The organism is Nostoc sp. NMS8, from assembly GCF_017115045.1.
Lineage (GTDB): Bacteria > Cyanobacteriota > Cyanobacteriia > Cyanobacteriales > Nostocaceae > Nostoc.
Genome location: NZ_JABXKK010000057.1, coordinates 19,875 through 32,352, shown reverse-complemented (window position 1 = coordinate 32,352; position 12,478 = coordinate 19,875). Strand labels below are relative to the sequence as shown.

Annotated in this window: 10 protein-coding genes; 3 read left to right on the top strand and 7 right to left on the bottom strand. The window is 42.9% G+C overall.

Annotation, left to right across the window (positions count from 1 at the left end):
* Positions 1 to 361 precede the first annotated feature (361 nt).
* Together HWQ39_RS10600 and HWQ39_RS10595 are read right to left on the bottom strand one after the other, a co-directional pair.
* On the bottom strand, positions 362 to 3,673 hold the full coding sequence (locus HWQ39_RS10600) for an efflux RND transporter permease subunit (protein WP_292843992.1): 3,312 nt from the start codon (positions 3,671 to 3,673) through the stop codon (positions 362 to 364).
* A 68-nt stretch (positions 3,674 to 3,741) separates the two neighbouring features.
* A complete protein-coding gene (locus tag HWQ39_RS10595) occupies positions 3,742 to 5,190 on the bottom strand; it encodes an efflux RND transporter periplasmic adaptor subunit (protein WP_292843990.1) in 1,449 nt (482 codons plus the stop codon).
* A gap of 549 nt (positions 5,191 to 5,739) precedes the next feature.
* On the opposite strand from HWQ39_RS10595, the gene HWQ39_RS10590 reads away from it, so the two are divergent.
* Together HWQ39_RS10590 and HWQ39_RS10585 are read left to right on the top strand one after the other, a co-directional pair.
* The gene (locus HWQ39_RS10590; RefSeq protein WP_292843988.1) at positions 5,740 to 6,279 is read left to right on the top strand and encodes a phycobiliprotein lyase; all 540 of its coding nucleotides are present in this window, start codon (positions 5,740 to 5,742) and stop codon (positions 6,277 to 6,279) included.
* A gap of 264 nt (positions 6,280 to 6,543) precedes the next feature.
* On the top strand, positions 6,544 to 6,867 hold the full coding sequence (locus tag HWQ39_RS10585; RefSeq protein ID WP_292843986.1) for an RNA-binding protein: 324 nt from the start codon (positions 6,544 to 6,546) through the stop codon (positions 6,865 to 6,867).
* A gap of 345 nt (positions 6,868 to 7,212) precedes the next feature.
* Here the strand turns inward: HWQ39_RS10585 and HWQ39_RS10580 are convergent, their stop codons facing one another.
* From HWQ39_RS10580 to HWQ39_RS10570, 3 genes are all read right to left on the bottom strand, one after another.
* The gene (locus HWQ39_RS10580) at positions 7,213 to 7,398 is read right to left on the bottom strand and encodes a hypothetical protein (protein ID WP_292843984.1); all 186 of its coding nucleotides are present in this window, start codon (positions 7,396 to 7,398) and stop codon (positions 7,213 to 7,215) included.
* Between the two features lie 172 nt (positions 7,399 to 7,570).
* On the bottom strand, positions 7,571 to 7,762 hold the full coding sequence (locus HWQ39_RS10575) for a hypothetical protein (protein WP_292843983.1): 192 nt from the start codon (positions 7,760 to 7,762) through the stop codon (positions 7,571 to 7,573).
* A gap of 224 nt (positions 7,763 to 7,986) precedes the next feature.
* Positions 7,987 to 8,745: a YebC/PmpR family DNA-binding transcriptional regulator gene (locus HWQ39_RS10570; protein ID WP_292843981.1), complete on the bottom strand. Its 759-nt coding sequence runs from the start codon at positions 8,743 to 8,745 to the stop codon at positions 7,987 to 7,989.
* A gap of 182 nt (positions 8,746 to 8,927) precedes the next feature.
* Between HWQ39_RS10570 and HWQ39_RS10565 the strand changes: the two genes are divergently transcribed.
* On the top strand, positions 8,928 to 10,274 hold the full coding sequence (locus HWQ39_RS10565; protein ID WP_292843980.1) for an ABC transporter substrate-binding protein: 1,347 nt from the start codon (positions 8,928 to 8,930) through the stop codon (positions 10,272 to 10,274).
* Positions 10,275 to 10,329: 55 nt separating this feature from the next.
* Here the strand turns inward: HWQ39_RS10565 and HWQ39_RS10560 are convergent, their stop codons facing one another.
* Complete coding sequence (locus HWQ39_RS10560) at positions 10,330 to 11,898, bottom strand: metallophosphoesterase (RefSeq protein WP_292843978.1); 1,569 nt, start codon at positions 11,896 to 11,898, stop codon at positions 10,330 to 10,332.
* Between the two features lie 147 nt (positions 11,899 to 12,045).
* Positions 12,046 to 12,471, bottom strand: coding sequence for a type II toxin-antitoxin system VapC family toxin (locus HWQ39_RS10555; RefSeq protein WP_104906391.1), 426 nt, complete (start codon positions 12,469 to 12,471; stop codon positions 12,046 to 12,048).
* Positions 12,472 to 12,478 lie beyond the last annotated feature (7 nt).

The window sequence follows — 12,478 nt, the reverse complement described above, 5'->3', positions numbered from 1 at the left end:
GTCGCTCGCCTCCTTCCCTCTCCCCCCTACGCACGATTATCATTTTTATTTGAGTAAATGCATTTTACGTTAACCTCTCACAGATGGCCTTGGAGTGAGATATTAGTTTTTATTCACTTACTCAGCCAAGATTATCGTTTTGTTGACTCTAAGCGTCATAAACTTTGGAAAACTTTGTTTTTAGCATTGGGGAAGGGCTAGCTTGGTTAGAAAAGGGGTGATGTCTAAGTGGATGTCTGAAATGGTTATAAGGTTGAGAGACTATGGCAAACGGTTCTCTATTTATAACCACCCCAGAAAGAAACAGCGATCGCGATCGCCAGCAAAATCGGTATTATGCGATGTGCAACTTAAATGCTGATTAGCTGGTAAGTTTTTTCGTAAATCCACGCAATCGGATTAACACTGGCTTCGCCCAATTTCCACTCAGCAAATCGTGCAGCAGAATATAAAAACAAGGGATGATAAATAGTGTCAGCATTGTTGAGATCGCCATCCCAAAGAAAACTACAATCCCTAAAGGCTGCAAAAATTCAGAACCTTCGCCGATGCCCAATGCCAAAGGGAACAGTCCCAAGATAGTGGTGACAGTGGTCATGATAATTGGGCGCAAGCGTTGAGGAGCAGCTTTCATGATGGCAATTTGGCGACTACAACCTTCTTCGTCCCGAATTTGGTTTGCCAGTTCTACCATTAGAATCCCTGCATTCACCACAATTCCCACCAGCAGCACAACGCCAACAATTACAGTTGCGCCAATTGCAGTTTTGGTAATATAAAGTCCAAAAATTCCCCCAGCTAATGCTAGTGGTACGGTGAAGATAATTACCAACGGGTCAATCAGCGAATTATATTGCACCGCCATAACTACAAAAATTAAGAACACCGCCAATGCTCCCAAAGTTTTCAAAGCATCTTGAAGTTGCTGATTAGTTTCTTGGGCAGAACTAGGCACAATGGAAACGCCATCAGGTAAGTCTACATCCTGAAGTACCTCGTTTACTTCTGCGATCGCTTCACCAAGACTAGCTCCCTCGCTGAGATTTCCTGCCACAATAAAAGCTTGGCGCTGATTAATCCGTTGCACTTCACCAGGCGCTTGACCTTCTCGAATGTTGGCCACATCTGAAAGGCGGATTAGTTGATTGTTTTCTGTAAATAGCGGTAATTGTTCTAGCTGAGAAGGACGTTGAATCGCATCTTTATTTAGCTGCACCCGCACATCAACTAGACGATTACCACGTTGAATTTGCGTGGGAACTGAACCTTCAATTGCTGTTTGAACTGTTGCACCAATTTGTCCGGCGCTCAACCCTAAAGCTGAAACCCTTTCCCAGTCGGGGCGAATTTGGATTTCCGGTTGTCGGGGGTCGGCATCTGGTCGGAATGTCGCTAATTTTGCTCTTTCCTGCAATGCTTGCAGCACTTGTGCGCCTGCTTGCGTTAAGTTTTCTTCATTCTCACCTTGCAGAATCACGTCAACATCTGACCCTTGCACTGGAGAATTACTCAAGATTAAACCCCGCACCTGACCAGGATTGAGGCGCAGCAGAATTCCGGCTAAGTTGAGTTTGTTAAATTCCTGAGTTACTTTTTTGACAAAGGCTTGGACATCCGTGCCTGGTTTCAGATTGATGGTGCTACTGGCACGTAAAGGATTTTCTGTAGTATTGCTGCCAAATAAATTACCACCCACAGTTGTGAAAGCAGACTCAGTTTCTGGTTGTTTAAGCAAAATGTCATCGACAATTTGCATAACTTTTTCCGAAGTTGCTAAAGGTGTACCGGGCGGAAACTGCGCTCTCAAGGTGGCTTGACCAGTACTGATGCGGGGTAAAATTTCTTGGGGAATTTGACCAAACATAAAGAAACTGCTACCGCCTAAAATTAGCAAAGCGGCAGTAACGACGAGGAGCCGATAGCGTAAAACCTTGGTTAAGAAGTTACCGTATCCCCGTGTCGCATCTTCAAATCGGTGATTAAACTGTCTAAGCAGCCAAAATTCACTAATCCGACTAGACCAGCGAATTCCCAAGAGTCGAGAAGACAGCATCGGTACTACTGTGATGGCGACAACAAGGGATGCTGCGACTGCGAAGCTAATTGTCAGAATTAACTCATTAAATAGTAGTGCAATAAAGCCGCCAATTAAGAGGAATGGCACTACAGAAACTAAGTTGGCACCTGTAGCAGCAATTAAAGCAGATTCTACTTCTTGAGAAGCAGCGATCGCACTATCAATAAAAAATCTTGAATTTCTCCCCTTCCCCTCTGCTCCTCTGCTCCCCTGCTCCCCTGCCTCCATCTCTTTTTGATTAGGAGTCATCCCTGTTTTTTCGGAAATGTTCTCCAAGATCACAACCGATGTATCAATTGCTTGACCGACTCCTAATGTCAGACCTGCCAAGCTAAAAACATTCAAGGTTAAACCAAATATTCTCATTAAAGCGATCGCCGCCAGAGTACACAGCGGAATTGTCAAACTGATAATAAATGTTTGCCTGAACGATCCCAAAAATAACAACACTGCTGCTGCTGCTAACAATGCCCCAGAAATCCCCGAAAAGATGACATCATTTAAAGAATTGCGGATGAAGACAGATTCATCTGTGGTGGGACTAAAAGTCATGTCTGCTGGAATTAAACCTGATTGCCGTAATTGTTCAATTCGCCGCTTAACAGCATCTACAACTGTGATTGTGTTGGCTTCAGGCTGCTTTTGGATTGAAAATTTCACCGCAGGCTGACGATTCAGGTAAACAAATACTCGTTGTTCTTCTGTATCGTCAATTACCTCTGCAAAGTCTCGTAAGTAGACGCGGCGGGAAGGTACAGGGGTAGTAGTCGTACTGGTAGTGGTATTACTGCTATTAGTGGTATTAGCACTGGCAGGAGAGGAAACTTCCAAGGAGAGGTTTTCAATTTCCTTGGCATTTTGGAAGCGTCCGACAGTCCGAGTCAATGGCTCAGAATTTTGCCCCAGAATCCGACCGCCAGAAGTATCTTGGTTACGGGCTGTTAATTCATTTAAGACATCATTTAACCCGACACCCAAAGCTTGCAATCGGTTTAAGTCAACAAGCACCCGTACTTCTTCTTCTGCACCGCCAGATACATCAACAGAAGCAACTCCCGGTACTACACTGAGTTCACGCGTTAACTCTTCATCAGCAAATACGCGTAAATCTTTCCCTTGTAACGAGGCAGATGTCAGCGCCAATTCATAAACCGGCAATTGAGAAGGATCGACTTTGAATAAGCGCGGCTCCTCTATCGTATCTGGTAGTTGTCCTCGACCTCGGTTAAAAGCAGCAGTAGCATCGTTTAGGGCTTGGTCAATATCGCCCCCTGGTTGGAAGTATAAATCGAGGCTCACTTGTCCTTCACGGGTGCGGGAAAAAACTTGGACTACATTCTCGGTTGCCCGTAAAGCTTCTTCTAAAGGTCTGGTGATTTCATCTACTGCTACTTCTGGTGAAATACCAGGGGCTTCTAGCCGGACGCCAATTCGCGGATAGGTAATAGCCGGTAACAGATCGACTTGGATCGTTGTGAGAAAAAATACCCCAATGACAATTACTGCCACAGTGAGCATGAGTGTGCCAATGTGTTGGCGGATAGCGATCGCACTAAGGCTAAATCCGCTATTGCCATTATTATTTGCCTGTTGCATGATACTAAGTGATAAGTGCTGACTACTGAGTACTTTTTTCTTTGGTATGGTGGTTATTGCTCACCCTACTATTGCTTTTCTGAAAGAATTGAAAGACTCACAGTGTCACCTTCTTTTAACGGCTTACCACTCCGAACAACGTAGCGCTCTCCTGCTTGCAAACCGGATAAAATTTCCACTCTGCCATCAGCCCTTTTTCCTAAAGTAACTGCACGTGTCGCTACTTTCGTTTTGCCTTCTGTGTGTTTCACCACAAATAGCGTCCCCGATGGGTTTTCTTGCTCTTTTTCTGCTCCTTTTGCTGCCCCTGCTTGTTTTTGAATCGCTGTTTGCGGCACTACTACGCGCTGTTGAGTCTGGGTTTGAAAATTGACTCGCGCCAGCAATCCGCTGCCAATCTTGGCTTGAGTGTTAGGAATCACTACTTCTACAGGTATCAAGCGAGCTGTGGCATCGGCAGCTGGGGAAATGCGCGTAACTCTGCCAATTAATGCTTCTTTGGGGAAGGCATCTAAACGTACTTGTACAGACTGCCCAACCTGAATTTGTGCCAGTTCTAATTCGGAAACTTGGACGACGACTTTGACACGGTTAAAGTCGCCAATTTTCAAGACTTCGTTACCTGCTTGCAAAAGATTACCTGGTTCTGTGACCTTTTCTGTGACTATGCCAGTGATAGGGGATACCAGCCGAGCATAAGACCTGCGCTCTTTGGTTTGGGCAACTAATGCCTGTTGAGCAAGTACTCTACCTTGGGCGGCAGCGACGGCTTGCTGTTCTGTACGAACTTGTTCTTGGGCTGCCCGCAATGCCTGGGCGGCTGTTTTTGCCTGGGTACGTGCTTGCTGGGCAGTTTGTTCAGCGATCGCACCAGCTTTGAATAGATTTTGTTGGCGTTCTGAGTCTGCTTGAGCTTGTACTACTTCTAATCGCGCCCGTTCAACGTCTGCACGGGCATTGCTTACCTGATTAGTTGCCCTCGCTACTTCTGATTTGAGGGCTGCTAGTTCTGCTTCTGCTTGCTTTAATTGGGTCGAAAGGATGGCATCATCTAACTGCGCGACGTTTTGACCCTGTTTTACTGTATCGCCTACATCAAGGTTCAAAGCCAACAATCGGGCTTCTACTTGCGATCGCACTGATACAATCCGAAAGGGTGTTGTATTACCTGTGTATTCTGGTTGTGTTTGCAGCGTATCTGTTCGAGCGATCGCCGCATCTACAGCCGTTGTACCACCACGTTGTCCACTACCCGGACTCTGGGATTGGGCATCAGCCGGTTCTTCCTTGGGCAGCGCTCCACAATTCGCTGTCAGCAGTCCTATGCCCAGCAAACAGGGAATCAATAATATGGATGCGAAACGGGAAGACCTCTTTGTGTCAATGCTATTCTTTGTATCTACAACAGCCATATCAGTTTTTACAACTGAATCTAACTGGGTATTAATTACCTGGTTAGCGGCTGCGAAATGTGAGATTTTCACCTGCTTGTGCGGCTTCTTTCTGTCCAAAATCATTTATTTTTCTCGTATTTGGGGAGCTTTTTGGGTTTAAACAGCCGTGCATTACCAAGTAATTTTGAGACATTATGAATAGTGAAAAGCGGCGAGACTCAACTAGCTATCTTCTTGCAGAATTTTGTATCAAAAATTACTTTTTTTTCAAAAAAATTCTCACCACTTCAACTCGTTATATTGAGTCGGCAGCTTTTTAGCTGCCGATGCAATTCTTAACTCAGTATAAATATTTTTAAATTTCTTGCAATCTGCCCTTAGTAGAAGACTTGCGTTTATTGAAGATACGGCATTTTCACACCCCTACTTCTAAAATGGGCAGTATTAAGTAGCTATACTTAGGCGGACATAACCAAATTTAATATAACAAAATGCTTAGTAATTTTTACGCTTAATCCAATATATTAAGAATAGTAAACATAAGTTGCTTTTTTTGATTCTGTGAAATTTTGCTCAAGCGTAGGCGTAGCCCGTCGTAGACATCGCATATACAGGCAAAAAAAGGCCGATATATATTTAGAACCACCAAATATTAAGTCAGGAAAGTTACAAGTGACATCATTGCTAAAAATTGCCCAAACCGCTGACGAAGCCCAGATTTCCGAATTTTTCCAGGAATCAGTGGGTAAGTGGCGATCGCAACGACGCTATTACAGCCTACCTGAGGGAGAAACGAAGGAGATGGAAAGTATAATTACAATCAATTTTCTCAAGCAGGGCTGTGATGAATTGCAAAAGCTAGCTCAGATGCACGATTTGTATGATACAAGCAGCTTAATCTGTGGTGCAGCAGTTACATGGGAAAGTACAGATGTACTGAAGGCCAGGAAAGAGTCGCAAGGTTCAACAATATTTGGGGCTGTGGGAAATATTTTATATCGCGATCGCGGTTTTGCGATATCCAAACCAGTTACCGCCCACTATTATTTCTCCAACCCTAAAACAATGTGTTTGCGAACTGAATACAACGGTTCAGTCTTTGAAGAAGAGTTAAAGCTAATTGGCAGCAAATACCGTACCAGACAAACCATTATCTCTCGTGCTGGTGAGCAGTTGATGATTGGTCAGTATCTAGAAAAGAGAGTAGATTAGTTTAACTCGTGGGTGTGGCTTGCTATAGCCTCACCCATTTTGCCACTAGCCAGCACTTAGCTGTCAACTGCTCATATAACTTTTTATAACAGGTTTTCAAACTTTTACCCAGAAAGTCAGTTGCTATGTCATCATGGGAAGTGAAATGAGAATTAATTCGGCGACAGTGTTTGTTTTTAGTATTGACAGGCTTTTTCCTTTTGGTATTACAGACTTCTCTCCGAAATCTAAATCTCTACAAACTTATGATTTTGGAGACATTTAATGTCAATTTACGTTGGTAACCTCTCCTATGATGTTACACAAGATGCGCTGAGTGCTGTATTTGCAGAATATGGTGCTGTAAAGCGTGTTCAACTACCTACTGATCGTGAAACAGGTCGTTTACGCGGCTTTGCTTTCGTGGAAATGAGTTCAGAAGATGAAGAAGCAAAAGCAATTGAAGCTCTTGATGGTGCTGAATGGCTTGGTCGTGACCTCAAAGTAAATAAAGCCAAGCCCAGAGAAGACAGAGGTGGCGGTGGTTCTTTCGGTGGTAATCGTGGTGGCGGTGGTGGTGGCGGCGGCTACAACCGTAACCGCTACTAAGCTAAGTTAAGTAGACGAAAGTAACTTAATTGAATCTAGAAAAAGCTCAAGCATTGCTGCTTGAGCTTTTTCTGTGCAAAAATCGACTCTAAATAATTTCGGGTAGTTACATATCATACCGCACATATCATTCTTTGACTAAAGTGCCCTGATGAAAGATCATTTTCTATTGATCGTTGTTTAATTTCCAGATGGAACATCGCAATGAATCCAGATGGAACATCGCAATGAATAAACAGGCTGTTTGCCAGATATATCTCTGACTATACGATATAGTTATTAAAATAACCCCTGTTGCTAAAACTAACGTTTTAAATTCTGTGATCGATCTTTGAATCGGGGATTCTATGGGTTCATTCTGCAAGCTCTCGATAATTTGCTGTTTATCGAAAACACCCCCTGAGCTTCCGGTTCAATGAACTCATCAGCAAGTAAGTCCATGATATCTTTAGCTGATTTTCGGACATCAGGTTGAAGCAAACGCTCCTCCAATTGACGAAGAAGTGATTCTTCTAAATAATCTGCTTTCATAATCTTAACTTTGATTTCTACGCGATCACGTCCTCATGAGCAAGTTAATAAAAAACCCCGCTGATTGGTAGGGATTTCAGCGGAGTTAAATAATACAATTATTTTTCAGATTAAACCAACACTAAACTTTATTACAGAGCTACTATAAACTTCTGCGATTAATAGTAACTATTTATGCATGAGGTGTATGAGTTAGGTTTTTAGCATGACGCTTGTGATGTGTCTTGTGATGTCTCTTGTGATGAACTTTAGCACTTTTTACACTAGCAACATGGGTTCCTTTCGCTTGAGCTTGAGATGCAAAAACGGTTACAGGAGCAGCAAATACCAGAGCCAAAAGTAAAGCTTTAGCGAATTTATTCACTTGAAAATCCTCATCAGGTAATCAACAATCTAACTATCCAATAGGCGTATGTCATAAGTTTGTAATTGATATGAATCTTTCATGTCTATTTTTACATCCGTAGATATAGGACTTAAGCGGAATACTATGGTAATAATATTTGGTAGTATTTTTATACAAATGTAATATTTTTGACATCAGAACCAAGTAACTGTAATTTGATCTGATGTTTGTGTTAATTTTGACTAGTAAATGCTGATATCCATCAATTCTTCTGCTATGTCAAAGTTCGCTGTGACATTTTGCACGTCATCCAATCCTTCTAGAGTATCAATTAACTTGAAAAGCGATCGCGCCTGATCGGGATCGGTAACTTCTACACTATTACTAGGAATCCAGCGCAATTCGGCATCAGTTACCTTAAAGCCTTGATTTTTGAGTGTCTGGCTAAGGGTTTCTAAATTTCCAATATCAGTAAAAACCTCAGCCATCTCATCTTCAATCATTTCATAAGACTGGGCATCGCCTTCGAGGGATGCTTCTAAAAGCTGTTCTTCGTCAATCACACCCTGTACAACACAAACGCCTTTTTGGTCAAACATCCAGCTAACGCAACCTGTTTCACCAAGATTGCCACCATTTTTACTAAAAGCTACACGCAAATCAGCAGCAGTGCGATTGCGATTATCTGTAAGGGCTTCAATTAAAATCGCTACACCACCAGGGCCATAACCTTCATAGCGAATCGCTTCAAAAGTAGCATTATCGCCGCCAAAAGTGCCTGCACCTTTAGCGATCGCTCGTTCAATATTATCATTAGGGATACTCGCAGCCTTTGCCTTGTCAACTGCCGTGCGAAGTTGAAAATTCAAAGCTGGATCTGGTACGCCGCTTCTAGCTGCAACAATAATCGCCCTGGATAACTGAGTGAAAGTTTTTCCTTTTTTTGCATCTACTACCGCCTTTTGGCGCTTAATATTTGCCCATTTACTATGTCCTGCCATAATTTGAAATTATCAAAACTCTATTCAAGATTAGGATATACCTAACTTTTACACCGATGCAAAGGTGCATTTGGTAAAAGTGAGTGGGGAGAAATCAATTAAAAATTAAAAATTAAAAATTAAAAATTAAAAATTAAAGAACTCCTGCCTCCTCCTTTGCCATACCCAATCTAATGAATATTATGCACGATTTCTTTAACCCTCCTCACTATGCCAAGCGAAAAATCAAGAAAGTGTCACGCTACTTTCGGAGCTTACTGCTTGTATTATTGATGGGCATACTAGCTTTAGTTGGATGTCAAAGTATCTTACCTGGTATTAAGGAAGATAAAGTAATTCATTTAACTCTTTGGCAAGGTGTCAATCCGCGGCCAAATCGGGATGTGCTGCAAAAGCTGGTGGATAAGTTTAATCAATCCCACTCAGATATCCAAGTAGAGTCGCTTTATATTGGGCAACAGGATCAGCAAACGCCCAAAATTTTAGCGGCGGTGGTAGGAAACGCACCTCCAGATTTGTTGTGGTACAATCCGACGATCGCAGGTCAATTAGTAGAACTCGATGCGCTTTTACCTTTGGATGAAATGCTGGAAAAATCTCCAGTAAAAGCCGAAATTGACCCGGCTTTGTATGGATCAATGAAATACAACGGTAAGATTTGGTCTGTGCCCTTTGCTACGAATAACGTTGGTATTTTTTACCGTCCGAGTTTGTTTAAGGCTGCGGGAATTACTGAATTACCCAGTACTTGGCAAGAGTTTGGACAAGTTGCAAAAAAATTAACTCGTGATACCAATGGTGACGGGCGAACCGACCAATATGGGATGTTTTTGCCTTTGGGGAAGGGAGAATTTACAGTATTCACCTGGCTACCATTTATGTGGAGTGGTGGCGGTGATTTGGTGAGTGGTGATTCACAAAATGCCGCAGCAGTAAATTTGGAAGATAATCAAGGGGCGATCGCAGCTTTGCAATTCTGGCGAAATTTAATTACGGATGGTTCCGCTATTTTATCTGGCCCGGAACGAGGTTATGAAACAGATGACTTGCTAACTGGCAAAGTTGCAATGCAATTAAATGGCCCTTGGACTCTGGGGGAATTTCAAGAGACTGGTATCGATTTTGATGTCTTTCCCATTCCAGTTGGGCAGAAACCTGCTACTATTATTGGCGGTGAGAATCTCTTCTTTTTCAAAACTACACTAGAACGTCAAAGAGCAGCGTTTAAGTTTGTCGAATATGCTTTAAGTGAAGAATTTCAGACAGAATTAGCATTGGGAACTGGCTATTTACCAGTGAATTTGAAGTCTCGTGAAAGTCAAAAATATCAGAATTTTATCAAAAAAATCCCACAGGTAAAGGTATTTTTAGATCAAGCTAAATACGGGCGATCGCGTCCAATATTTCCTGGTTACAATCGGATTTCTGACAGTGTAGGTCGGGCAATTGAATCTGTATTGTTGGGCAAAAGTTCGCCAGCAGAATCACTGAAAGTAACTCAGCAGCGTTTAGATTCGATTTTTAAGTGACATGGGTAATTTGTAGAGACGCGATGAATCGCGTCTATTAATCGCGGCATTCCCTTTAAATCACAAAAGGTTCAAGTTCAGTGTTATGCCATTTATCTTCAACCCGTTCAGTAATTAGCGGTCTAATGATAAACTTGGGCGGGCTACCATCCAAAACATCAATCCGCACACATGAGTAAGGTAGTCGGTTCTGGAAATTGTAGTCATGACGACCCACAAAAAGCATTGAATCTGCAACTTTCCGGCTGGGTTTACCTGCAATTTCAGTAAAAGTCTCCATCAATTCAGTCCCCCCTCGCCGTTGATAACGGGGACGATGACCACTACCGCCAGAGATAATGCAGTTAATGTGGGAGTCAGCAAATCCGGTATCAGTTGTGCAAAGATGCTCCAAACAGTGAGCGTGACCGTTTAAAATCAAATCGACTATGGGACGTTCTTTAATTAAAGAAGCAAGAGTTTCTGCTACTTGTTCAAACACCCAGCGCAAGCGGTGGCGAACCGCCAAGGTTTGTGCCTGATTCCACTTAGTAGCTTCTGTGACGTATGGGGGATGGTGGAAAAAGATTACACGTCCGCGCACTTCAGAGTTATTCCAAGATTCGATTAGTCTGCTTCGCAACCATTCAAGTTGTTCAAAATCGATCGCAGGCATTTTGTGAGATGCCAATTGTTTTTCAATGTCAATTTTGATCTCGTTGATTTGGTCTAATTTGGCGCTAAGGTCATCGAGTTGTTCCGCTTCGGTGGGTTTATCAGGGTTGAGGCGATCGCATATTTTCAAAATCTGCAATTCTTCTCGATCGATCTCATGGCGACGCTTTTGCAATTCCTGACGGTAAATTTCTCCCTCTTGAGTTGCAGGTAGAGGTGACGGTGTATTAAAGGTATTAGAATCCAGTGCGAAAAAGTCAATCCCGCCGTAACGAAAGGTGTAATAGCGATTGGGTAAGCGGGTAAACTGTCCAGGTTCGTAACGCAAACATCGTCCTGTGTCGGTCTTCGCGGTGTAGTGCCGATCTAAATGACGTTCTAACTCTTGTGGAGATATTGCCTGGGTGTAATCCAGAAATGCCCGTGCATAAGCATTACCTTGATACGATCCATGCCAGCCAATCTCAATATCTTTGTAGCGGAACAGGTGACGTAGTGAGGATGTTGTACCAGTAACTAAACGGTACATCAACGGCACATCGTAGTAATCATGATTACCGAGTACTGGCAAGAACGGCAGATTAAACACCATGCGGTCATAAGGAATACTTTTCGGGTTGTCACCACCGACAAGAAATTCCCGATAAGGCTCAATAAAGTTTGTTGAATAATACTCTTGGGAACCCACCACATAGATAACATCGCCTGTGTGCAACACAAAACTGCAATCATCGCGGTGAGGAAGCATCAGTTCGGCAACTTTTCGTTGGGGGTGGTGTCGAGAATGGGATTTAGTGCCAGAATCACCGATAACCATAAAGGAAAATTCTGGATTATCTTCTCTGCGATCGTCAATAACTATACTAGTTTGGTCAATTCCCCGTTGCACAAAACTTGGATGCATCCACCGCACCCGTTCCTTCATCTTTTGAATTTTCACAGGAATCGGTGGATCGGAAATCAATTTCATGGCTGATAACTCTTGAATGCCTAATGCACACGCCAATTGTAACGAAATAATAAGGATTAGGGATTGGGGACTAGGGACAAGGGGAAATTATTGAACAAGTTTCTTCCTTATGCCCAATTCCCAATTCCCAGTCCCCAATCCCCATCCCTACGGCAAATTCTCTCGCAATAATGCTCGAAAGCCTGCTTGTTGAAAATGCTCATCGGCAGTCAGTGCTTCAGTGATTCCGCTATATTGCATGACAATAAAAGATACGCAATCGACAAATCCCCATTCTTTCTCTGTTCGTTCACGATATAGCTGGAAAGCACGTTCGTAGAGTTCCTGGGAAAGGGGGACAATTTCTACTTTGGAGTCTGCTACTAGAGAATTTAATAATATGATTGCCGCCTGACGATAAGGTTGTTGGGATAAGGCATTGCCAATTTCCAACATTACCGCCTGTGTTGTCACCAAACGAGTTTCTGCTGCTTGTAACATTTTAGCCAGATGCAAGGCTCGGTCATGCAGGCGATCGCTCGGTGCAGATAAGGCAATAGCAAATGATGTATCAAGAAAGACTTCAGAATGCATGTAAAGT

Bases quoted from the DNA above. Each gene is read 5' to 3' on its own strand.
- HWQ39_RS10580 (WP_292843984.1), bottom strand. From the start codon at position 7,398: ATGAAAGCAGATTATTTAGAAGAATCACTTCTTCGTCAATTGGAGGAG.
- HWQ39_RS10560 (WP_292843978.1), bottom strand. From the start codon at position 11,898: ATGAAATTGATTTCCGATCCACCGATTCCTGTGAAAATTCAAAAGATG.
- HWQ39_RS10555 (WP_104906391.1), bottom strand. From the start codon at position 12,471: ATGCATTCTGAAGTCTTTCTTGATACATCATTTGCTATTGCCTTATCT.
- HWQ39_RS10600 (WP_292843992.1), bottom strand. From the start codon at position 3,673: ATGCAACAGGCAAATAATAATGGCAATAGCGGATTTAGCCTTAGTGCG.
- HWQ39_RS10585 (WP_292843986.1), top strand. From the start codon at position 6,544: ATGTCAATTTACGTTGGTAACCTCTCCTATGATGTTACACAAGATGCG.
- HWQ39_RS10595 (WP_292843990.1), bottom strand. From the start codon at position 5,190: ATGATTTTGGACAGAAAGAAGCCGCACAAGCAGGTGAAAATCTCACAT.
- HWQ39_RS10565 (WP_292843980.1), top strand. From the start codon at position 8,928: ATGCACGATTTCTTTAACCCTCCTCACTATGCCAAGCGAAAAATCAAG.
- HWQ39_RS10570 (WP_292843981.1), bottom strand. From the start codon at position 8,745: ATGGCAGGACATAGTAAATGGGCAAATATTAAGCGCCAAAAGGCGGTA.